This is a genomic window from Mycobacterium paraense (genome assembly GCF_002101815.1).
Lineage (GTDB): Bacteria > Actinomycetota > Actinomycetes > Mycobacteriales > Mycobacteriaceae > Mycobacterium > Mycobacterium paraense.
In genome coordinates, this window is the sequence record NZ_LQPM01000010.1 from 386,185 (window position 1) to 409,598 (window position 23,414).

Consider the following 23,414-nt stretch of genomic DNA (forward strand, 5'->3'; position numbering starts at 1 on the left):
TTAAGGACGAGACCGCCAACCGCAATTTGCCGGGCGCGGGCACCGCGCTCGTCGGAGGATGACCGCAGCTAAATCCCCTTCTCGAGACCTACTTCCGCGGGGGGCATGCGCTCGGCGATGAGCGCGCAAAATGATGGTGGCACCGGCGCCAAGGCCCGGCAACGCGAGGCGCTCGGCCATCGCCGATTAATAGAAAGCTCATAGAATTCGCCCGGCCGCAAACGACACCGGACGGATTGACGGGTTGCCGGGGCGCCGCGAAAAACCGTTGCGGCCGTTAGCTGCTGACGAAGCGGGGAAGCGCTGTCAGGGCGTCTTCTTCTCGGCGACCGCGGCCTTCAGCCCCTCGGCCAGGTCTTCGCGGGTCAACTCCTTGAACCGGAGCAGTTGGGATTCGCTGAAGTCGGTCAGATCGCTGGCCAGCACCGCGTCGAGGTCTTCGTCGTCCAGCCGGAAGCTGCGGTGGTCGCGGGCCTTTTCCACCACGTTGCGGACGAAGCCGGCATTACCGAGCGTGTCGATGCCGCGGATGAGATCGCCATCCTCGGAGTAACTTTCGTCGAGGTAGAACTTCGTGTACGACGGCAGCAACCCCTCGGCGGCCTCGTCGGTGATGACGTCTTCGTTCTCGCGCCCCATCAGCTTCGTCAGCGCGACCAACTCGTCCGGCGTGTAGCTGAAGAACTCGATCACGGTCGAAAAGCGCCGTCGCAGACCCTGATTCACCTCGAGCATCTTGTCCATGGCCTTGGCGTAGCCCGCACCGAAAACCACCAGCTCGTCGCGATGGTTCTCCATGTAGAGCAGCAGCGTGTTGATGATCGCGTTGCCGTACGGGTCGCCCTGGTGGTAGCCGGTCTCGTGCAGGGTGTGCATCTCGTCGAAGAACACCGCCCCGCCCAACGCGCCCTCGAGCATCTCCTCGGTGTTCTTTTCCGCGTCGGCCATGTAGCGGCCCAGCAGCTTGGTGCGGCTGGTCTCCACCACTACGGGCTTGCGCAACACCGTGAGCCCGCACAGCTGCTTGGCGAACGCCCGCGCCACCGACGTCTTGCCGGTCCCTGGCGGCCCCAGCAGCAGGGTGTGGCGGGAGGTCACCGGCACCGGGAGCCCCATCTTTTCCCGGGCCAGGTTCACCTTGGTGGTGGACTTGATGAGCTTGATTTCGCGCTTGGCCCGTTCCATGCCCAGCATCGCGTTGAGCTCCGCGTCGCCCTCGGCCAGATACTTGGCGGCCTCCTGGGCGTGGCGGGCGGCCTCCGTCTGCGCGCGCGACGGCGCGCTGTCCGGATCCCACGGATCCGTGCGAGCCTCGATCGTCTCGGGATCGGTCAGCACCAGCCGATAGTTGGGGTTGTCGAGCGCCTCGCGGGCCGGGGCGAACTTCGGATCCCGCGAGTACACCCGCCGCAACAGCTCGACGGCTTCCTCCTCGCGGCCGACGTGCCGCAGGCACATGCCCTGGGTGTACAGGGCGATGTTGGCCGCCCCGGGAACCCGGTCCCCCTCGACGGCGGCCTCGCCGCGCCGGAAGGCCTCCTCGAAGACGCCCAACGACGCCAGCGCGGTGGTGGCCATCGCAGCGCCCGCGGCCTTCAGCTCGGGGTGCCGCCAGGTCTTGCCCTCGGGGAACTGGACGAGCACGTCGGGCCAGCGCCCGGTGCGGAAGTACAGCACGCCCCGCACGTAGTTGACGACTTCCTCGTCGAACGGGTGCCGCGGGTCGACGCCGTCGAGCAGCTTCGCGGCCTCCTCGTACCGTTTCGCCTCGGCGAGGACGGCGGCATAGGCGCACGCCAGCGACTCCACGCTGGTGACGGCCAGGCGCAAGAACAACCCGTCGGACACCTCCGGCCGGAACTGCAGATCGGTGACGCCGAGGCGGCGGGTTTCCCAGCCGAACGTCCGGACCGAGGCCCACGCGCCGGCGAGCACCTCGATGCTCTGCTCCCCCGCCAGGATCCGGGCCAGCCAGCCGTCGCACATTCCGGGATCGAGCGTGGTCGCCGTCGTGAACATCTGCGCAGCCACCTGCGGGTTGTGGCTGGGCTGTAGCCCGTTGACCGAAATTCCGGACGCCAAAAGCCCGGCGACCATTGCATTGCGGGCGTCTTCGGCGGTGGATTGAGACCGCGTCATTGCGCTGCGGATACGCTCGCTGCGCTCTCCCGAACCTGACCGACCGACAGCACCAGATCCTCGTCATCGAGCAACGGACGGCTGGGCACGACCAGGAGCGGGCGGGCCGCCGGGGCGGGCAAGCTGGCGCGCACGGCCGCCAGCTGGCGGCCGGTGAGCCGGTTGAGGCCGGACGACACCTTGCGGGGCAGCCGGCTTTCGCTGTGGTAGCGCACCCACGCCGCCAGCTCGGGCCGGCCGCCGCTGGTGCCGAGCCGGACCGTGATCACGGCGGCCCCCACGTCGGGCAGCAACAAGTCCTCGAGGGTCTCGGAGGAGATGTCCGACGGCGTCAACCAGAAGCTCGCGGCGAACCCGTTGAAGTGCTTGAGGTGCCGCCACCCGGGACGGCTCCAGGTCGGTTCCAGGTCGGCCAGCACCGCGCTGTCGACCTCGGCGAGCTCGTCGGCGGTCAATGGCCGGGCCACACACGATTGCCCGTCGAGATCCTGGGCGAGCCGCTCGGTGGCCGCGGCCAACGTCGACGCGAGCGAGTCGCGAGCCGCCACGGCCGCGACGTTGCGCTGCGGGTTCATCCGCAACACCAGCCAGGTGCGGCGTACGTACGAGGCGGGCTCGTCGCTCACCAGCCCCCACTCTTCGGGGCCCCAGTCGTCCAGCTTCGACTTCTCGGCGGCCCTGGCGTCGGGGCCGCCGCGGCGGACCTTCATCGTGACGATGTCGATGCCGTCGAGGTGAATGTCGAACTGGCGCAAGCCATCAGCGACGGCCTGGACCGGCAGGATGCCGGCGGTCGGCCGGTGCCGGTGGCGTCCGGAGGCGTCCTCCTCCCCACCGTCGACCGCGATCACGCTGACCAGATGGCCCTCGTACTGGCGCACCCCGACCTTGTCGCGCCCGAAGCGGCGCTGGTGGTCGATCGCGGGCGTGCACCCGGCCGTCAGCGCGGTCCCCGGGTCGGCGGACCAATCCCACAGCCAGGTGGCCAGGCCGGAGGTCACGGTGAGCCCGTGGTGGGTGACGAGCGACAGCAGCGTCACCACCGACGCCAGCCCCACACCCACCCAGAACGCGATGTGGTGCTCACCCTGCCAGGAGGCCGGGGTGTGGCTGGCCACCAACAGGATCAGGATGTCGACCAGAAACACCGCGGTGACGCGTGGCCACGACAAGGACAGTCCAAAACTTCGTTGAGCCTTCATTACTATCGCTGCTCCGACCTCATTGCTGCTTGCGTGTTCGCTTGATGAACACCGCGATCCCGAACACGGCGCCGCCGATCAATAGAGCCGCGGTCAGCCCTCCGGCTGCCACCCATATTGGCACCATATCGCGGTGCGGGGCCGGCTTCGGGATGTTCAGGGGCGCCGACAGTTGCTGCGGCGGCTTTGCCGGGCCGTCGGGCACGTCCCACGTCAGCGCCGCCACCGGGTCGATGACGCCGTATCCGACCTGGTTGTCCACCCCGCGCGCCGGGGCCCTGGCGGTGCGTTCCAGCCGGTTGATGATCTGGTACGCCGACAGCTGCGGGTACTTGGCGCGGACGAGGGCTGCGACGCCGGACACGATCGCGGTCGAGAAGCTGGTGCCCGCCGGGACCAGCAGCGTGTTGTCCGGGCCGTCGATGGCGTTGATCAGGCCGTCGTCCCGGGGCGAGAGCCCGATGACGTCGGTGCCCGGCGCGGCGATGCCGACCCACGGTCCCGCGACGCTCGTCGAACCCTGCCCGCCACCCTGGGTGAGCGGGCGGCCCTCGGTGTCGACCGCGCCGACCGTCAGGACGTAGTCGCTGTACCAGGACGGGGTCACGACCGTGCTGACACCGCTCCAGCCGCGGGGATCCTTGGGCTGCATGGGATCGTAGGCGGGATTTTGTTTGCAGTCCTTCTTGCTGGTGTCCCCGGCCGCGGCCACGATGACGACGTTCTTGTCGACCGCCGCGTACCGCACGGCGGCGCCCAGCGTTCGCTGGTCGATGATGTTGCGCGCGCTCATGCAGGTCACGTCGGAGATGTTGATCACCGTGGCGCCCAGGTTCGCGGCGTGCACGATCGCCCGCGCCATGGTCTCGACGTCGTCGATCTTTGCCCGCGTCTGCGGGTCCTCGTCGCCGGTGTAGGCGTCCTTGAGGCCGAACGCCTGGCTGGACTGCCGGATCGAGATGATGTCGACGTCCGGGGCGATCCCGCTGTAGGCGTCGGGGGCCTGCGACGACGGCGCTCCCGGCGGCGGCGCCGGGGGTGGCGGCGGTTTGGGCGGGTCGAGCGGCCGCGGCGCGGTCGGGCGGACCGGGTTGTCCACCCCGATCACCTGTCCGCCGCCCGAATAGCTGGGTATCGTCACCGTCCCGCCGGAGTGGCTCGCGGCGGGCGCCTGACCCGGTCCGGGTTGGGGGCCCGCGGGTCCGGGCGGGCCCGCCGGCCCGGGTGGCGCGGGCTGCGCGGGCGGCGCGCCGAACGGTCCGGGAGGGGGCGCTTCCGACTGCGGCGGCGGAGGCACCATCGTCACCGTTTGCGGCAGCGGCGACAGGGTCACCGTCTGCGGCGGCGGCGCTTTCGGCGGCGGCTCGGTGGTGGGGATGGTGACCGGCTTGCGGGGCGCCGCGGGCGGTGCCGCCGCGCCGTTGGCCGGGGCCGCGCCGATCATCGACGCCACGATGGTGCCGTGCGCGTCGCAGTCCGACAGCCCGTCGCCGGACATGATGTAGTCACCGCCGGGGATCAGGTGCGGAAACCGCGGGTGCGGCGTGACACCGGTGTCGATGACCGCGACCTTCTGCCCCGCGCCGCGCCCGAACTGCCACGCTTCCTGCAGGTTGAGCATCTCCATGTACTTCGGCTGCAACCGGAAGTCGGTGCCCGGCAGCACCCCGACCTCGGTGCAGTAGGAGTTCTGCTTCATCGGCGCCGGCGGTCCCGGCGGGCCGTCCGGCGGCACCGCGCCCGGATCAACCGTCGGGGGCGAAATGGCCGACGCCGGCGGCAAGCCGGCTAGTGCGCCTGAAGTGAGCAGGAGTGCGGCGACGGTCGCGCGTAATGCGCGACCGCGCCGCACCTTGCTCCTAGCGGTAACGGATCGCCGCATAGACATTCATCAGCCACAATGCCAACGGGAAGATGGGCATCAGGCACAGGTACTCGACGTATTCCACCAGCTTGCGGAACAGCGGGCTGTAGATGGTGTTGGGCACGACCGCCGCGGCCGTCATGCCGAGCGCCGGCAGCACGACCAGAATCGCCACGCTGATCGACACCGCCAGCGGCGACTGCAGCCCGAGGGCGTAGCGCACCACCACCGCGGCGACGATGAGCACCGCCGTGGCGGCAAGCGTGATGGCCTGCCAGCGGTCGACGTACGAACGGCCGCGCAGCATCAGGAACCCGGCGCTGAAGCCGGCCAGCAGCAGCGGCAGCCAGCGCTGGAAGGTGTGCGGATCCGACAGCGCGGTCAGCGAGACCACCATCAGCACGCCCAGGCCCAGCAGCAGGCCGGTCAGGAACGAGCGGGCGCGCTCGGCCTGCAGCACCACATCCCGGACGGACGCCGGGCCCTCCAGGACCGGGGCGCCGCCGTCGGGCCGCACTACCGTGGTCGGCAGGTCCGGCCGCGCCTCGAACACCCACCGGCTGGTGGCCGACGGGAAGACGGGCAGCCGGATGCCGGCCAACCGGCGCGACATGGCCGGCGCCGCCTGGTAGGCCAGCACGCAGACCAGCACCACGCAGGTGAAGTTGGTGACCGCGCTGGTGTTGGCCACCATGCGCGCCAGGCTGGCGATGGCCGCCACCGCGCTGATCGTGACGATCGCGGTGTAGATGCCCAGCCGGCGACCGGTGAACCGCAGGGTGAGCGCCGCGGAGACCGCGAGCACGCCGAAGCCCAGCACCGCCTGCGGCGAGCCGACGCCGCCGGGTGGTGCCGAGGCCGCGGCCACCGTCAGCGGCGCGAGGCCGCTCAGCAGCATGATGTCGGCCACGAGTCGGTCGGAGTCCGTCTTCGCGCGCATCGCCAGCAGGATCGCGACGGTCAACGCGATCGCGGCGATGACGGCGGCGTAGACCGTCGGCAGCCAGGAGTTGTGATGCCAACGCCACCACCCCAGCAAACCCGCCGCCGCGGTCACGCCGATCCCGACCATCGAGGCGCCGACCTGGACGGCGACGATCGGGTCGATCGCGGCGAAGCGCTTGCTCAGGTTTGCCGAGACCGCGGTCGAGATGTGCTCGATGACCTGCGACCGGTGCTCGGTGTCCGGCAGGAACCGGATCCACAGCCGGTCGCCGTCGTAGATGTCCTGCTCGGTCAGCGACTGGGTGGCCCGCAGCGGGGTGCCGTCGACCAGGCACAGCGCCCAGCGGCCGCGGCCGGTGGCCTCCAGCGGGGTCTCGCCGAGCTCCCGAAGGCGGCTGTTGACCACCTTGAGCAGCGGGTCGGTCATCACGGAGACCGGGGCGTTGGCGTCCAGCAGCACACCGATCTGGACGCCCTCGCCGGCCATGATGCCGACGACTACCGCGCGGGGCTGTGCAATGCCCTCGATTTCCGCCTGTAAGGCGTCAGCTACTCCGGCCGATGTCATCGCCCAGCACCCCCTGCCATGGTCAACGTGGAACCCCGTGTCGCGAGGCGCGTGGGAGCCTCGGTCGCTTCACTCGCCGCGGCGCTGCGGCCCCCTGAGAGGTACAGCTCGACTAATTCGGATTTCATCTGCCTCGCCTTGCGCTAAGGAGTTGTGGTGACAGTGCTTTGAAGATTTGCTGATGTGATTCTAGAGAAGTATGCCGTCTTCGCATCCCGACCGCATGTTGTCGGCAAAAGCGTTGGTAAAGTTTGTGTTTCACGCGGATGTCAGACCCTGCTGTGCGTTTTCCACTCGCCGTAGGGCAGGGTGTCCAGCACCGTTTTGATGCCCACCTGCACCAGTTGCGGGGTCGCCGGGCAGATCGCCAGCCACGCCTCCCCCGAGCCCGCCGTCCGCGCCTGCTGATACAGCGCGATGCGGCCACCCGAGCCGTCCTTCAGGGACAGCACCGAGGCGCTCGGGCCCTTGGCGTCGTCCCGGTACTGACGCGCGTACACCGCCACCTCGGCGGCCGGGTCGGACAGGGCCTGCCCCAGCGCGGCGACGGTGGCGGCGCTGATGCCCATCCGCCGCAGATCACCGCCGGAAAAGACGTTGAAACCGGACTCCTGCCACGACTTCGTCGCCTCGAGCATCTCCTCCAGCGGGACGTTGACCGCGTTGATCGCCGCCGGCTCGGCGTGGTGAATCGACTCCAGGCCGTCCAGCACCAACGACGCGATCGAGGCGCTGTCCGCGACGGCGACGTCGTCGACGGTGATGTCGCTGCCGACCCGAACCGCCGACACCCAGTGCTGCCCGCGGCGGGCCAGCACCACCCGGAACTCGTTGTCGGGGATGTCGCGCGAACCGGGCGGCTGGTTCTCGTCCTCCACGACGCCGTAGAGCAGCTTGCCCCGCGACAGCAGGGCGACGACCTCGAGGTCGGGCGCGGCGAGCACCCGCATCCGGGCGGCGACCTGCTCCTGCACCTCGTCGCCGACGACGATGCCCTGCTCGCGCATCACCGCCATACCGGGATGCTCGTTGAGCCAGTCGCTCGAATCGGTGGATACGTACGGCCGGCACCGCAATTCGGGCGCGACGTGCCGGATGTCGAGCAACGCCTGAAGCATCCAGAAGCCGTCGACGTTGACGGTGATGTCGGTGCGGGTGCTCTGTTGATCCATCAATAGCCTCGGAGGTCGAAGTGGTCGAAATTAACTGAAACCGCAGGACGCGGCAGCACACCGATTTCTGGTGTGCTGCCGCGCCCGAAGTTGCGAGTTAGGCCCAGCTGGACCCAACGGCGCTGTCGGTGCTGGCCATGTTGCTGCCGGCGCTTTGCACCTTCTGGCCGTGGGCGTTGGCCTGCTCGTAGATCACCTGGAAGTTACGACCCAACTGGGTGATGAACTCCTGGCAAGCCACCGAACCGGCGCCACCCCAGAAGTCACCAGCAGCCAACACATCGCGAACGATGGCCTGGTGCTCGGCCTCCAACGACGCGGCCTGAGCGCGAATCGTCGCGCCGTGGGCGTCCACATCGCCAAACTGGTAATTGATTGTCATATCGGTGTTCTCCTAACGTCTCAAAGGGTACGCAGCCTGCGCTTTTCGCGCTAGCTGCCGAGGATTTGCTGCGAAGCCTGCTCTTGCTGCTCGTAGTTGTTCGCGTCGCGGATCAGCCCGTCGCGCACACCGTGCAGCATGTTCACGATGTTGCGGAAGGCCTGATTCATCTGACCCATGGTGTCGTAGGAGGTCGCCTGCGCCTGGCCACTCCAGCCGGCACCAGCGATGTTCATCGACGACGCCCACATCTTGCGAGCCTCGTCCTCAACGGTCTGAGCGTGGACCTCGAAACGGCCCGCCATCGCCCGCATCTCGTGCGGGTCGGTCATAAAACGTGTTGCCATGTTGGCTTTCTCCTTAATTCTGGGTGACTTGTATTCAGTTGTAATTGAGCGACGACCCTGCGGTTACGCGCTAACGCACCGCCGAGCCGCATACAGGAAAGTTGGTCCCCCCGAAAAGCTGCTTCGGCCCAGCCGTCAGGCCCCGGCGCGATGGACGCCGGATGATCGCCATGGAACCCGCGCCGTCGCGGGTTCCGTCAAAGGCGTTAACCGCTGGATCCGATCAGCCCGCGGCCGCCGCGTTGGCGACTTCGGTCGCGGCGTAGGACGCCGAGCTGATGCCCAGGGTGCTGACGAACTGCTCGTGAATCGCCGCCGCCTGGGCGCTGACGGCCTGGTACATCTGCGCGTGGGCGGCGAACTGCGCCGCGGTCAGCGCCGACACCTCGTCAGCCGCCGCCGGCACCACGCCGGTCGTCGGGGCCGCCGCGGCGGCGTTCTGGGCGCTCAGCGCCGAGCCGATGCCCTGCAGGCTGCCCGCGGCCGCCGCCAGCGCTTCGGGTTGTGTGGTAACGAACGACATGCTTTTCCCTCCTCAAGATTTCCCCCGCACCGCTATGTGCAGAGACTAGATGACAACTTCCGTTTCAAGCTCGTTCCGAGGCCACCCGTTCTCAACTGTTCACCGGATGGCACGGCAAATTCACTTTTGGTAACGACACAGTAACAGCGCCGGGCCCCTACCGCTGGCGTTCACAGGACCGTCACAGCAAACAATCAGAGCCAGCGCCCCGGTGGTGCTGCGGAAGGCCTGCTGGCCAGCACGTATGGAGCTTAGCACTGACGGGCCGAAAACGCGCGGGAGCAAATCGATCACGGTGGGCGGGTCCGGCTACCCGGCCGCGGGCGGGCGGGCCATCACGACCGGCTTGAATCCGTACCGCGGTCCGGCGCTGGATCCGCCGGTACCCGCGCCCGCCAGGGGCATGCCGCCCAGGAGGTTTCCGGCCCCGGCATCGGGGGCCTCCCTGACGTTGCTGACGGGTATGGCGGTCGCGTGGCTCGGCGCCGTGACGGGCCCGGACCACGAGGCCGGCACCGACAGCTTGCCGAGCGATGTCGCGCTCCCCAGGTGCGCGGCGACGGGCGCGCCTCCGCCGAGCAATCCGCCCAGCCCGGGCAAGCCCTTGGGGACGGCCGCCGCCGCGGGCGCCGCCGCCCCGCCGATCGCGCCGACCGTTTTCGCGGTCTGGGTCATCGAGTTGGCCATGCCGATGCTGAAGTAGGGCAGACCCTCGGTGTTGTAGAAAACCCCGGCGTACGGCGAGATCGCGGACATGAATGCCGACAGGCTGCTGCCCGGGAACGTGGGGCTGCCGAACAACAGCTGCCACACCGAGGACAGCGGACCGGTGCCCGACGCGAAGTACCACCATTCCTGCTGCAACGGCGTGTAGTACGGCGACGCCAGGCTGGTGAGTTGCGCGGTGATCTGGCTGATCGCGCTGTTGATCTGGTTCTGGATCGAGCTGACAGAGGTGCCCGCGGCGGCGGTCGTCGCGGCCGCCTGGGTGCTCGACGCGGCGGGACTGGCAACCGTCGGCGCCGCGGTGAACGGCGTCACGGTGGACGCCGACGCCGAGTTGCCGGCATAGCTGTACATGGTCGCGGCGTCCTGCGCCCAGAACTCGCTGTATTGCGCCTCCAGTTGGGCGATGATCCCGGTGTTTTGACCGAGCACGTTGGTCTGCACCGCCTGGGCCAGCTCGGCCCGGTTTGCCGCGATGAGCGGTGGCGGCACGATTGCCGCAAAGGCGGCCTCGTAGGCGGCCGCGGCCGCGCTGGCCTGGGTGGCCGCCTGTTCGGCCTGGGCCGCCGTGGTGCTCACCCAGTCCACGTATGGTTGCGCCGCCGCCGCCATCGACGACGAGGCCGGCCCCAGCCACTCCTCGCTGGCCAGCTGGGTCACGACGTTCTCGTACCCCAGGGCGGCCGCGTTCAGCTCGGCGGCCAATGAGTTCCACGCCGACGCCGCGGTCACCAACGGCGTGGAGCCCACGCCCGCGTACAGGCGCGCCGAGTTGATCTCGGGCGGTAATGCACCAAAATCGATTGCCATTTCCTGACTCCTTAACCAGTCGCGGCCGCCTTGGCCGCCTCCGTAGCCGCATCTGCCCCGGAGCCGACGCCCCGGGCTTCGCCGAACAATTGCTGGACCACCGTGAAATCGCTTGCGGCGCTGTGCCTTACCGCGCTCGGTGGGGCCGGCCGGATCGCATGGGATCGGGTCGGCTCGGGGCGCGCTCGGCGAATGTCGTTTGCCATCTGGGTCATCCGGCCGATGGTGGACGTGCGAGCACGCTGCGTCTGAAGCCATATTCACGGGGCGGCCACGCGGAGCCGGCGCGCCGGCCGCCGCCGCCCATCGGCATGCCGCGCAGCAACCCATTGGGCCCGGCGCCCTGCGGGTCGGTGGCGTAGTCGACGGCGAGCGCCTGGGCTGCTTGCTGTTCCACCGCGGCGGGAGAGCCGGTCCATGCCTGCGGCACCGACAGCCCCCCGATCTTGGTGGCCGAGGACAAGTTCGCCGCCACACCGCCGGGGCTGCCCACGCCGCCGGCCACGCTGCCCAGGTGCAGGCCGGCGAATTGGGGTGTGGCGAACCAGGCGCCCTGCGAGCCGGCCGTCGTTCCGCCGGGGCCGAAGGTCAGCTGCTGCGCGATCGAGCCGGCGAAACTCATCATGCCGGTGGAGAAGTACGGAAGCCCCACCGCGAGCCGGGACAACGCGGTCCGGTTCGTCACGTTGAGGTTGGCGAACTGCTGGACGATCCACCAGTTGTAGGGGTTCAGCGGCGACGCCAACGCCCCGGTCGAAAGTTGTTGCAGCGCTTGATTGATCGGCGTGAAGATCGACGTGACGGAGATCGCGTCGGGCGTAAGCGACAATCCCGGGGTGGCGGCCGCTTGCGGTGCGCTGGTCCCGGCGGGCGTGGCGATGGCCTGGCTGACGGAGGCGGCCTGCGCGGCCAGTCCGCTTTGGTCGGTGGTCTGTCCCGGCTCGCTGAACGCGTTCAACTGCGTGGCGACCGCCGAGGCGCCGGCGTAGCCGTACATGGCCGTGGCGTCTTGTGCCCACATCTCCGCGTACTGCGCCTCGGTCGCCGCGATCGCCGGGAAGTTCTGACCGAAGAAATTCGTCGCGACCAGCGTCATCAACAACACCCGGTTGGCCGCGACAACCGGCGGGGGGACCGTCAGCGCAAACGCGGCCTCGAAGGCCGCCGCGGCCGCCCTGGCCTGGTTGGCGGTCTCCTCGGCCAGCGCGGCCGCGCTGCTGAGCCAGGAGATGTACGGGGTGGCCGCGGCCACCATGGCCTGCGCCGCCGGGCCCAGCCACGGCGAGCTGGTCAGCTCGGTGATCGCCGACGTGTAGCCGGTCGCGGTCAGGCTCAATTCGGTGGCCAGCCCATCCCAGGCCGACGCCGCAGCCATCATCGACCCGGAACCCGGTCCGGCGTACATCCGGCCCGAGTTGATCTCTGGCGGTAGTGCCCCGAAGTCGAGCACTTACGCACCACCGGACTCATAGGGCATGTTTTCTCCGCAAGTTCGGGTATAACGGCGCGATTGTTCACGCAGTCGTTCTGCTGTGAGGCTAGACGCAACGACCCCACCACCGCCTCCACCGGGCACGGCGGCAACCTCCGGCCGGCGGCAAAGCAGCCGCCGACGAGAGGTCGGGGCGGGTTTGAATGCCCACTCGGCGGCGCGGCGCCGGCAGGGCCTCTACCTGCGGAAAGGCACCGACAATCCGGCGACGGCGGGGCCGGCGCCCGCGGCAGGCGGGTCCGTTCGAGCAAGTTTTCCTGGCCCGAACGCCGCCCGGCCAGTTAAAAATCCGGTCGCAGATAAAGCGGCGGATGGGCGCGACCGGCGCGTTCGCTGATCGGAAGCGGGTCATGCGGGGTCGGTCGGCGGCAGCTGCGGTGGCCTGCGCTCCCCCGAAACGCCACCGCGGGCGCAGGCTGTGTGCCTGCGCCCGCGGCGCGATGTTGCAGTGCGGTCGGCTACCCGCCGAGGGGCGGCCGGGCCATGACGGTGGGACGGAACCCGTACCGGGGTCCGGCACCGCTGCCCCCGCCGGCGCCCGCACCGGCCAGCGGCATGCCGCCGAGCAGGTTTCCGGGTCCCCCGGCGGCCTCCGGGGCAGCGCTGACGCTGCTGACCGGAATGGCGTGGGCCGCGGCGGCCGTCGGGGCGGTGGCGCCCGTCCAGGAGACCGGGACCGACAGCTTGCCGATCGAGGTCGCGCTGCCCAGGTGCGCCGCCGCGCCGGCGCCGCCACCCAGCAGGCCGCCCAGTCCGGGCAGGCCCTTGGGCACCGCGGCCGCGGCCGGGGCCGCGGCCCCGCCGATCGCGCCAAAGGTCTTGGCCATCTGCACACCGAAGTTGCCCATACCCACGGAGAAGTACGGCAGACCCTCGGTGTTGTAGAAGAAGCTCGCGTAGTTCGAGTAACCACCAAGGAACGTACCGAGGTTAGTGGGCAGCGTGGTCTGACCGCTGATGAGGAACCAGAGTTCGGTCAACGGATTGTTGGTCCCGAATTGGTTCACCAGCGCGGTCGTCTGACCGGGAGTGGCGAGCGCGCCCAACGAGCTCTGAATCTGGCTGAGGTAGCTCTGCAGCGTCTGTTGGATCGACGCGGCGGGCGCCGCGGACTGGGTGACGGCCGCCGCGGCGGGGTTGGCAACCGTCGGCGCGTTCTGGTACGGCGTCACCTTGGCCGCCGCCGCGGACTGACCGGCGTAGTTGTACATCGCCGCGGCGTTCTGCGCCCAGAACTCCTGGTACTGGGCCTCCAGCTGCGAGATGATCCCGTTGTTCTGGCCCAGGATGTTGGTCGCCATGGCCTGCGACAGCTCCGTGCGGTTGAGCGCGATCAGCGGCGGGGGCACCACCGACGCGAGCACGGTCTCGTAGGCCGCAGCGGCGTTCTGAGCCTGGGCGGCGGCTTCCTCGGCCTGACCGGCGGTGGTCGTCATCCACTGCACGTAGGGCTCCGCCGCCGAAGCCATCGACGCCGAGGCGGGCCCAAGCCACTCCTCGCCGGCCAGCTGGGTGATGATCTGGTCGTAGCCCAGGGCGGCCGAATTCAGTTCGGCGGCAATCCCATTCCAGGCCGCGGCCGCCGCCATCATCGACCCGGAGCCCGGGCCCGCGTAGATCATCGCGGAGGTGACCTCCGGGGGCAACATACCCAAGTCGCTCATCACTGACCTCCTAGCCGGCCGCGGCCGCGTTGGCCGCCTCGGTCGCCGCGTACGACCCCGAGCTGATGCCCAGGGTGCTGACGAACTGCTCGTGAATCGCCGCAGCCTGCGCGCTGACGGCCTGGTACATCTGGGCGTGCGCGGCGAACTGGGCCGCGGTCAGCGCCGACACCTCGTCGGCCGCCGCCGGCACCACGCCGGTCGTCGGGGCCGCCGCCGCCGCGTTCTGGGCGCTCAACGCCGAGCCGATGCCCTGCAGGCTGCCCGCGGCCGCCGCCAGCGCTTCGGGCTGTGTGGTCACAAAGGACATTTCGTTTCCTCCTCAACTTTCAGGCTCGATGACCTTCAAGGAAAGATTTGCTGCTGAATTTCACTTCAGACATGGCTTGCTAGTGAGACTAATTGGATCCCTCCGGGTCGCGCCTCCTTAGCGCCAACTGTTCACTGGTGGACAACTGCTGTTCATTTCGGCTCGTCATCCGGCCGACGGTGGGCGGGTCAGCACGCTATATCGGAACCCGTATTTGTTGGTGTAGCCGTAGCCAGCGGTGCGCCGGCCCGCGCCCGTCATCGGGATGCCGCGCAGGATGCCATTCCCTGGTACACCGCCGTTGGCACCAGCATGTGCCGGAGTTTCCTCCGACGCGGCGAGCGTGACGGCCGCCTCTGACGTCGGATGGGACCAGCTCGACGGAACCGACATCATGCCGACCTTGCCGGCGGCGCCGGTGCTCGCCGATACCGCTCCGGCGGGGTGGACGCCGCCGAGGCCACCGACGGCGCCCAGGTGCAGGCCGCCGAACTGCGGCGTCGGGAACCAGGCTCCACCGGCACCGGCCGTTGCACCGCCGGGGCCGAAGCTCAGCTGCTGGCCGATCGACCAACCGAAGTTGCCGATGCCCACACCGAAGTAGGCCTGCAGGAACTGGCGCCCCTCGTTGTACAACGGGCTGATGCCGCTGGAGGGGAACGACGACGGGTAACCCACGACCGCCGGCTTGATGATGCCCGGGACGTTGAACCAGTCGTTCATAGGAGTGGGCAGCCCGTACTTGATCAGGTCCTGCAGCTGGCTCTGCAGCATCGAGAACGGCCAGGTCGTGAACTGGTAACCGTTCAGCTGCTGTGGCGCGAGTTGCTGCAGTGTCTGCGGGATCGATGCGGCCTGGACCGCCTGGGCCGCGGTCTGCGCGGCGTTGCCGGCGGGCTGGGCGGTGGCCTGGGCGACCGCAGCTCCCTGCTGGCTGGGAGCGTCCGGCGTGCTGGTGTTGGGCGGCGCCTGGTAGGGGGTCAATACCGTGGCGGCCGCCGATGACGCGGCGTAGCCGTACATCGCGGCGGCGTCCTGCGCCCACATCTCCATGTACTGCGCCTCGGTGGCCATGATCGCCGGTGTGTTCTGCCCGAAGAAGTTGGTCGCAACCAGCGTGGCCAACAGCACCCGGTTGGCCACGATCACCGGCGGGGGCACCGTCATCGCGAACGCCGCCTCGAAGGCGCCCGCGGCGGCCCGCGCCTGGCTGGCGCTCTCCTCGGCCAGGCCGGCCGCCGTGCTGAGCCAGCTCACGTAGGGCACGACCGCCGAGACCATCGCGGTCGACGAAGGCCCGATCCAGGGAGCGCTGGTGAGCTCGGTGATCACCGAGTTGTAGCCACTGGCCGCCGTGCTCAGCTCCGCAGCCAGCGCGTCCCAGGCCGTCGCGGCAACCATTATCGACTCTGCTCCCGGACCCGCGTACATCCGACCGGAATTGATTTCGGGCGGTAACGCTCCGAAGTCGAACACCCCGTGTCCTCCTCAGTCGGCCGTGATCGCGTTGGCGATCGCGGCGGTCAGGTAAAAATCGTGGTGAGCGCGGTCACGACTTTGTGGACCGGCAAACTCGGCCCGCGGGCGGAAAGCGCACGGCGACGCACCCGACCCTTCTGTCCAGATGGGTGATGTGCCACCAGGATTACCGGACTTCCGGTCAGGTATGAGATCCACAATGTGCCTCGATCAGCCCGCGGTCAGCAACCGAGCGACAGCTCCTAGTGCCCGAACTGCCGCTCGCCCAAGACATTAGCTGCTGATAAAGGGCCCGCCGACCGACGATGCCAACTGTTCATTCCGAGCCAATTATTGTTCACTCCCGGCCAACCGCAGTTCACCAACGGCCGCCAATCGTTCACCCACCGTTTGCTTTTGGTTTGAGCGCTGCGCCGTCAATCCTCCTCGAGGATCAGCGCCATTTCCGGGCAGGAGGCCACGCCGTCGCGAGTCAACTCTTCGTCCTCGGGCCGCACCTCGTGCTCTTCGAGAGTCGAATAGCCCGAAGCGTCGATGGGGAAAAGCTCGGGATCGACGGCGTAACACTGGGCGTGGCCCACGCATTTGGACTTTTCGAGACGAACCTTCACCAGGTTTCCTTCTTCGACGGTAGGTAGATTTGGTCGGTCGATAAAGTCTAAGAGATGGTCGCCGATCGCGGCCGCGCCAATTGGTGCCCCTGTCCCCTGCATGCGATATTGGTGTGCCATCGGGTTCGGGCGGGCCTGCTGCGTCGGGGACTGAGACGACAAGACGAAAAACACACGGACAGGCGGAGATCGAGCGCATGAGCACACTTGGCGAAGGCCAGCCAGGCAGCTTCCACCTGCCGCGGCTCGAGTACACCAAGTTGCCGATGGCAGAAGACCGCGGCGTCGGGTGGAAGACGTTGCGGGACGCCGGGCCGGTGGTGTTCATGAACGGCCACTACTACCTGACCCGTCGCGAGGACGTGCTCGCCGCGCTGCGCAATCCCAAGGTCTATTCGTCGCGGCTGGCACTGCAGCCCCCGGGCAGCCCGCTGCCGGTGATCCCGCTGGCGTTCGACCCGCCGGAGCACACCCGCTACCGCAAGATCCTGCAGCCCTACTTCAGCCCGCAGGGACTGAGCAAGTCGCGGCCGGTGCTGCAGCGCCACGCCGCGGAAATGATCGCCGAGCTCGCCGGGCGCGGCAAGTGCGACGCCATGGCGGATTTCGCCAGGCTGTACCCCTTCCAGGTTTTCCTCGACCTCTACGGTCTGCCGGTCGAGGACCGCGACCGTGTCATCGACTGGAAAGACGCCATCATCGGCGACAAGCCCTATATGGCGCAGGAGGACTTCGCCAAGGCGCACGAGCTGTTGGCGTATCTCACCGAGGCGATCGCCCAGCGCCGGGAAAACCCGGGCGACGACATGTTGTCGCAAGTGATGCTGGGCGAGGGCGACTTCACCGACCTCGAGCTGCTGGGCATGAGCCACCTGCTGATCCTGGCGGGCCTGGACACGGTGACCGCGGCGATCGGTTTCTCCCTGTTCGAACTCGCGCGCAGGCCGCAGCTCCGCGAGGAGCTGCGCGACAACCCCAGGCAGATCAGGGTCTTCATCGAAGAGATCGTGCGGCTGGAGCCGTCGGCGCCGGTGGCGCCCCGGGTCACGACGGAGATCGTCACCGTGGGTGGCATGACCCTGCCCGCGGGCACACCGGTGCGGCTGTGCATGGCGGCCGTGAACCGCGACGGCAGCGACGCGATGTCCACCGACGAGCTGTTCCTGGACGGTAAGGTGCACCGGCACTGGGGATTTGGCGGTGGACCGCACCGCTGCCTGGGTTCGCACCTGGCGCGGATCGAGCTGACCATCATCGTCGCGGAATGGCTCAAGCAGATCCCCGATTTCGAGGTGCCGGCCGATTACCGACCCGAAATCAAATTCCCGTCAAAGACGTTCGCGCTCAAAGAACTACCGCTGCACTGGAGTTGATCTCCCCCAGATCGGGATCAACCCCAGCGCAGCGGTATTGCCGTCCTAGTGGCGGAATTCGGTCGCGGCCACCTGCACGAAGATGCCGGTGTCCTCGGCCATCAGCAGGCCGCGGCCTCGGGGCAGCGGGCCGCCCTTCATCTTGCCGCGGATGAAGCCCTCGTCGGGGTCGGCGTCCATGACCAGCAACGGAGCGTTCGCCTGGTGCAGCGCCCGCAGCATGGGGTCGCTGCCCGCCGAGGACCACCCACCGAACGTCCGGGTCACGATCACGTGCAAGCCGACGTCGGCGGCCCTGGTCACCCAGGCGGCGGCCTTGTGCAGCGGCGAATCGAAGCCCGCCGGCAGCTGCTGGATGTCGTCGACGATCAGGAAGATCTCCGGGCCGCTCCACCAGGAGTGCGACAACAGTTCCTGCGCCGACAGGCCGGGCGGTGGTTCGCGGCTCGCCAACAGCGCCGACATCTCGTTCATCATCTCCTGCACGCCGTCGAGGTTGTAGGCGAACTTCTCGACGTACTCGGAGCCCAGCACGGTCAGCAGCTGACGACGCGGGTCGACCAGCCACACCTGCGCCGACGGCCGCCCGGCCGGCGGTGTCGGTGCGCTGCTCGATCCCGGCGCATACAGCCGGCCGATCTCGGACATGATGGTGGCCAGCGTCGTGGTACGCCCACACTCGCGCCGGCCGGTCACCATCAGGTGCGCGTTCTCGGCGAAGTTGAGGTACACCGGCGCCAGGTCCAATTCCGAGATGGCCCAAGCGATTCCGCCGGCGCCCACCCCTTGGCGGGTGTCGCGCGCGGCGAGCTCGCGGACCTGCTCGACGCCGAACCGCGCGGGCAGCCGGCGCACCGGCGGCGCCTGGCCGCTGGCGAGGCGGCTGACGGCCTCGATGATGCTGTCGGACGCGAACACGTTGTCGGGCGTGCTGGCCAGCGCCGGCCGCGCGATCAACGTGTGCAGGCCGGCCTGCGGGTCGGAGTCCAGGCGGACGTAGTTGACCGCGACCATGCCGCGCCCGGGCTTGACCGGGACCTCCTTGGCAAAGCGCGAACGCACCAGCTTGGCGTCCTCGACCGCGGCCAGGCGCAACTCGATCCGGGAACCGAACCCGCTTCGCACGGGCGGCCGCAGCTCCGATTCCCGATCGGCGGTGACGATCACGTGCACGCCGAACGAGGGACCCTGGTTGATGATCAGGTTCACCTGCTCGATCAGCACCTCGTTTTCCTCGGCCAGCGCCCGGTAGTTGTCGATCACCAGGTAGACGTCGCCGAACCCGTCGTTGGGCACCGGCCCGGCCTCGCCGGCGAACTTGCGGCGCCGGAACACGTCCATCGAGGCGATGCCGTATTCGAGGAAGGTGCGCTTGCGCTCGCGCACCAGCGCCAGCAGTTCGGCCACCGTGCGGCGCACGCCGTAGGGATCCGTCGGGCCGGCCACCTCACCCACGTGGGGCAGGCGCGCGATGGAGTTCAGCGCGGTGCCGCTGTAGGCCAGGCAGTAGAACTGCACCTGCTCGGGCGTGTGCGTCATGGCGGCCGAGCAGATCAGCGTCTGCAGCGCCGTCGTCTTGCCCGAGCCGCCGGCCCCCAGGATCAGGACGTTGGCACCGGGACCGGAGGTGTCGACCGTCCACGGCGGCTGGTCGTGCTTGAACGGGCGGTCGATGATCCCGATGGGGAAGACCAGGTTCCGGGCGGTGCCGTAGTCCTGCTGCCAGGGATGTCCGATGAACCGGTTCACCAACTCGTCGATGGCGACGGGCTGGTTCAGCGGCGGCTGCCACAGCCGGTACGGCTCGAAGTCGATCTTGCGCAGCTGGTCGATGATCACCGTGCCGACCTTCGGCACCCGGATCCCTTCCTCGTCCTCCTCGCCGTCGACGTCGGCGGCCTCGAGCGCCTCGCCGTTCGAGTGGACCGCCACCGGCTCCAGCTCCGGTCCCCCGACGCTGACCTCCAGCGGGGTGAACGAGTTGGTAAACAGCTGCGGGCGAACGTAATCGATGCTGTGCACCAGCGCCGGGGCTTCCTCGCCGTCGATGGTGATCCCGCGGGAGATGTAGTCCCGCCACAGGAACTCCGCCTGGAACCGGACGATGTCCTCGAGGCTGCGGCGGAAGTAACCCAGACCGGCCTGCGCCGGCAGGTTCACCGCGTTCGGCACGCCGGCCGCCTGGGCCGCGCCCGCGGTCCGGGCCTTCAGCACCAGCCGGTAACCCATGTTCTCCATGAGCTTTTCGGCACGGCTCTCGATGGTCTGCGACGCCATCATCAGGTGGATCCAGTAGGCACGTCCCTGACGCCCGATCGAGTCCAGCACGTCCACCGCGGTCGGCATGATGCGGAACCACTCGTAGAACTCGTCGATGACGACGACCAGCATCGGCAGCGGCGGCATGTCCTGACCGCGCGCCCGCATCCGCAAGCGCACGGAGTTGTACTCCTTGGCGTCGTCGACGCCGGCGCTGTCGCAGATCGCCTTGCGGCGGGCGATTTCGCCCCAGAGCGCGTCCAGGAAGCGCTCCATGAGCGCCTGGTCTTCCTCCAGGTCGGTGATGATGCGCGACACGTGCGGCACGCCCGCGAACGGCTTGACCGCCGAACCACCCTTGAGGTCGGCCAGCACGAACTGCAGCTCCTCGGGCGGGTGGCCGAGCATCAACGACTCGATCACGGTCCGCACCAGCGTCGACTTACCCGAACCGGTCGTCCCCGACATGACGCCGTGCGGGCCGTCACCGCCCTCGTCCAGCGACTTCATGTCCAAGAACAGCAGCTCGCCGTTGTCGGAGCGATTGCCGAACGGCGCCCGCAGCCGTGACCGGCCCATCGAGTCGGTGCGGCTGCCCCACAGCGCGTCGAAGTCGATGTCGGCCGGATCGTCAATTCCGTAGTACGCCATGATGTCTCGCGCGCCGATATGGGCGACCCGCTGACCGATCTCTTCGTACGCCTCGGCCAGTCGCCAGCGCGCCAGCTTCTGCGAGAACTCCTCCGACTCCGCGACGCTGAGGTGGTCGGTCAGGGCGAAGAACCACGCGTTCTCGTCGATGACCATCCAGGTGTCGCGGTCGCGGGGCAGCGCCTCGATCACGCCCCGCTCGTCGAACTTCAGGGTCCGCTCGGGGACGGCCGACCACATCGATCCGCCGGTCAGGTCGAAGAACGTCACGCCGTCGATACCCTCGGCGCTGATCACGAACTCCCACTGCGGGTCCGAGACGTCGGCGATGATGACCGTGTGCGGGGTCGGCGTCTGCGCCGACGAACTGGCGTGTCGGGGCGTGAAAGACCCACGGCCGGCGAACAATTCGGCCTGCTCCGCGGCGAACTCGCGCACCGAGCTGTAGACCATGCGCGCGTTGCCGGCCGCGTCCTGACGGCGCGGGTCGCCGAAGTGCGGCAGCCACTTCACCCAGTCCCACTGCTCCAGCTCGGAGCTGACCACGATCATCTGCACGTGGTCCGGCCCGTGGGAGAACGCCAGCTGGCAGACGATCGCCCGCATCAGGCCCAGCACCTGCTCGCGCTCGCCGATCAGCGAGTACCACGGCTCGACCAGCAGGGAGATCATCTTGGGCAGGTTGTAGACGACGCTTTGGTAGCGACCGAATTCCTGCAACGCCTTACCCGTCACGGGCTCCAGCTCGATGTCGGTCGGCATGTTCTGCGGCTCGCCCCAGGTCACCTCGGGGCGCGTCATGCCCACGCCGACGCGCACCACACCGAAGTTGAGGTCCTTGCCGTCGGGCTTGCGCTCCCACATCCGCGACGACCCGACGGCCGCGGCCAGGGTGTCGGGCGCCGGGTGGAACCAGCGGTAGTTGGCGTCCATGCTGTCGGCCGACTCGTGCGCCGTCTCGCGCAGCATGTCGAGCATCAGCATGAACTGGGCGCGCATCGCGTCCAGCTTCGGCCGGCTCATCTGCTGCTGACCGCCGAACCGGCCGCCGAACATCATCATCGCCATGCCGCCGATCATGAAGATCGGGAAGATCGCGCCGACGCCGCCGAACACGTGCGAGCCGCTGGCGAAGGTCATCGCGACCATGCCGCCCAACAGGCCGATCACCACGACGCCGACCACCACGATCCACCACGGCTTGCCCTCGGGTGGCGGGATGCTCAGCGGGGTCGGTAGGACGATGTTCTCCGGCTTGATGACCGGGGGCTTCTCCGGCGTGGGCCGGGCAAATCCGCGCTTCACTTAGGTACCACCAAATCTCCAGGGGACATGTCCATCGGTAGCGTGTCGTGCTCCACCAGGGCGTCTGCTCTCGACAGGGTCGGGCCTTGCGGCAGCAGTCGCAGCGCCACCCACGGCGCCAGGCTCGGCGTGGTCTTCAGGCCCAACGCCTCGCGGGCCTCGCGGGTGTCGTCGACGCCGAACCGGGCGCCGGCGTCCGTCAGCCACCACAGCGATTCCGTCGTCTTGGCGCCGGGGTCGTTGCCGGTGACCGCCACGAAGTTCGCGTGATCGGACGCGAAGTACACCTGGTCGGCCTCGCGGCCCGTCGTGTCGGCCTTCACCAGGGACACGACCTTGTTCGACTCCTTGGTCGGGATGGGCAGGGTCGACCCGGACACGACCTGGATGCGGGCCCGGTTCTCCCCGGACGTCTTCTGCCACCACCAGCAGGTCGCCGGGTTCTCCCGCATGTCCATCACGTTCAGCGGGTTGTCGGGGTACGACGACAGGTCCAGCTTGTTGACCACCGGCATCTTCGCCAGCGCCGACGGTTCCACCGTGACCGGCTTAGTGTTGCCGCCGGGGCCGCCGGCGTTCTGCAGGATCTGGGCCACCAACGGGGGCAGCGTCTGCACGCCCTCGGTCAACACCAGCGAATACTGTTGCGGCCCACTGATTTGCGGCGTGACGATCACCGTGCCCACCGGGCCGGGCGCACCCGCGAACGTCGCCGGCGAGCCCGCGTTCGGAATCTCGGGGACCGTGAGCTCCGGGCCCACCGGCAGCGCGTCGTAGAGCGCGCGGCTCATCGGCTTCGCCATGCTGACCTGTTCGGGGGTCAGGCCCAGCGGCAGCAGCACCGAGCGGTTCGTCGCGTCGATCTTCGACCGGCGGCCCTGCCGGACCACCCACGCCTCGTCGCCGTAGCGCAGCACCACGGCGTCCGACCCGTTCAGCACCTGGCGGTGGCCGCTGAGGTCCGGGGTGCCGTCGATCACCGTCACCGTCACCCCCGACGGCGCGCCCGTCCCGGTCGAACCCGCGACCGTGTCACAGACCAGCCAGGACGACGCGGCCGGCGTCTTCGGCGCGAAATTGGAGGGCGCACCCGGGATGCCCACCAGGGGCCCGCGGGGCAGGTTGGCGATCTGGCTCGACCGGACCAGGTGCGGGTTGTCGGGGCGCCCGGTGATCAGCCGGGCCGACGCGAGGTTCAGCGCCGGGTACAGCTTGTCGCCGACCCGGACGTACAGCGCCCCAGAGTCACGGTCGGCGATGATCGGCGACTCGTTGATCTGGCCGGACGGGCTGAGGAAGGACCACAGCAGCGCGCCCAGGCAGATCACCAGCGCCGCGGAGATCGACGCCACGACGGCCAGCGTCTGACGCCGCCCGGGCTCGATCTCCATGCGGACCCGCCAGCGGGTCAGCGCCATCGCGGTTCGGCGGGCCAGGAATTGATAGCCCGTCACCTGGGTGCGGGTCGACAACCCGAGGCCGTACCCCGAGCCCCGCTGCCCGCGACTCTCTTCCGCCACGTTATTTCACCATCCGGTCTGCTAGAACGCCTGGATATTGTCCGTCGAAAATGCCCACTGCGCGAATTACTT

The 23,414-nt window shown here is 68.7% G+C and carries 17 protein-coding genes; 1 reads left to right on the forward strand and 16 read right to left on the reverse strand.

Features of this window, described 5'->3' with window-relative positions:
• Positions 1-306: 306 nt before the first annotated feature.
• The 14 genes from eccA to AWB89_RS10855 all read right to left on the reverse strand — a co-directional run bounded on the left by eccA (position 307) and on the right by AWB89_RS10855 (position 16,234).
• On the reverse strand, positions 307-2,139 hold the full coding sequence (gene eccA / locus AWB89_RS10790) for a type VII secretion AAA-ATPase EccA (protein ID WP_085173439.1): 1,833 nt from the start codon (positions 2,137-2,139) through the stop codon (positions 307-309).
• Positions 2,136-3,341: a type VII secretion protein EccE gene (gene eccE / locus AWB89_RS10795; protein ID WP_085173441.1), complete on the reverse strand. Its 1,206-nt coding sequence runs from the start codon at positions 3,339-3,341 to the stop codon at positions 2,136-2,138. Before eccE ends, eccA begins: the two co-directional genes overlap by 4 nt.
• A gap of 19 nt (positions 3,342-3,360) precedes the next feature.
• Complete coding sequence (locus AWB89_RS10800) at positions 3,361-5,223, reverse strand: type VII secretion-associated serine protease mycosin (RefSeq protein ID WP_085173443.1); 1,863 nt, start codon at positions 5,221-5,223, stop codon at positions 3,361-3,363.
• Complete coding sequence (eccD, locus tag AWB89_RS10805) at positions 5,201-6,718, reverse strand: type VII secretion integral membrane protein EccD (protein WP_085173445.1); 1,518 nt, start codon at positions 6,716-6,718, stop codon at positions 5,201-5,203. Before eccD ends, AWB89_RS10800 begins: the two co-directional genes overlap by 23 nt.
• Positions 6,719-6,987: 269 nt before the next feature.
• A complete protein-coding gene (locus AWB89_RS10810; protein ID WP_085100747.1) occupies positions 6,988-7,890 on the reverse strand; it encodes an ESX secretion-associated protein EspG in 903 nt (300 codons plus the stop codon).
• 97 nt (positions 7,891-7,987) lie between these two features.
• On the reverse strand, positions 7,988-8,272 hold the full coding sequence (locus AWB89_RS10815) for a WXG100 family type VII secretion target (RefSeq protein WP_068226688.1): 285 nt from the start codon (positions 8,270-8,272) through the stop codon (positions 7,988-7,990).
• 50 nt (positions 8,273-8,322) lie between these two features.
• A complete protein-coding gene (locus tag AWB89_RS10820) occupies positions 8,323-8,619 on the reverse strand; it encodes a WXG100 family type VII secretion target (protein WP_066914021.1) in 297 nt (98 codons plus the stop codon).
• Positions 8,620-8,842: 223 nt separating this feature from the next.
• Positions 8,843-9,142, reverse strand: a complete 300-nt coding sequence (locus AWB89_RS10825) for a PE family protein (RefSeq protein ID WP_068231124.1) — start codon at positions 9,140-9,142, stop codon at positions 8,843-8,845.
• Positions 9,143-9,451: 309 nt separating this feature from the next.
• Positions 9,452-10,672, reverse strand: a complete 1,221-nt coding sequence (locus AWB89_RS10830; RefSeq protein WP_139830777.1) for a PPE family protein — start codon at positions 10,670-10,672, stop codon at positions 9,452-9,454.
• Between the two features lie 217 nt (positions 10,673-10,889).
• Complete coding sequence (locus tag AWB89_RS10835; protein WP_085173447.1) at positions 10,890-12,128, reverse strand: PPE family protein; 1,239 nt, start codon at positions 12,126-12,128, stop codon at positions 10,890-10,892.
• A gap of 500 nt (positions 12,129-12,628) precedes the next feature.
• The gene (locus tag AWB89_RS10840; RefSeq protein WP_085173574.1) at positions 12,629-13,834 is read right to left on the reverse strand and encodes a PPE family protein; all 1,206 of its coding nucleotides are present in this window, start codon (positions 13,832-13,834) and stop codon (positions 12,629-12,631) included.
• Between the two features lie 10 nt (positions 13,835-13,844).
• Entirely contained in the window at positions 13,845-14,144 is a 300-nt protein-coding gene (locus tag AWB89_RS10845) for a PE family protein (RefSeq protein WP_066912455.1), read from the reverse strand.
• A gap of 165 nt (positions 14,145-14,309) precedes the next feature.
• Complete coding sequence (locus AWB89_RS10850; RefSeq protein WP_085173449.1) at positions 14,310-15,620, reverse strand: PPE family protein; 1,311 nt, start codon at positions 15,618-15,620, stop codon at positions 14,310-14,312.
• Between the two features lie 419 nt (positions 15,621-16,039).
• Positions 16,040-16,234: a ferredoxin gene (locus AWB89_RS10855; protein ID WP_066912427.1), complete on the reverse strand. Its 195-nt coding sequence runs from the start codon at positions 16,232-16,234 to the stop codon at positions 16,040-16,042.
• Positions 16,235-16,431: 197 nt separating this feature from the next.
• On the opposite strand from AWB89_RS10855, the gene AWB89_RS10860 reads away from it, so the two are divergent.
• Positions 16,432-17,607 carry a cytochrome P450 gene (locus tag AWB89_RS10860; RefSeq protein ID WP_085173451.1) on the forward strand — a complete coding sequence of 392 codons (1,176 nt, stop codon included), beginning with the start codon at positions 16,432-16,434 and terminating at the stop codon, positions 17,605-17,607.
• Between the two features lie 45 nt (positions 17,608-17,652).
• Here the strand turns inward: AWB89_RS10860 and eccCa are convergent, their stop codons facing one another.
• Together eccCa and eccB are read right to left on the reverse strand one after the other, a co-directional pair.
• Positions 17,653-21,822: a type VII secretion protein EccCa gene (gene eccCa / locus AWB89_RS10865; RefSeq protein ID WP_085100763.1), complete on the reverse strand. Its 4,170-nt coding sequence runs from the start codon at positions 21,820-21,822 to the stop codon at positions 17,653-17,655.
• On the reverse strand, positions 21,819-23,342 hold the full coding sequence (gene eccB / locus AWB89_RS10870; RefSeq protein WP_085173453.1) for a type VII secretion protein EccB: 1,524 nt from the start codon (positions 23,340-23,342) through the stop codon (positions 21,819-21,821). The genes eccCa and eccB overlap by 4 nt, the downstream gene beginning before the upstream one ends.
• Between the last annotated feature and the right edge of the window lie 72 nt (positions 23,343-23,414).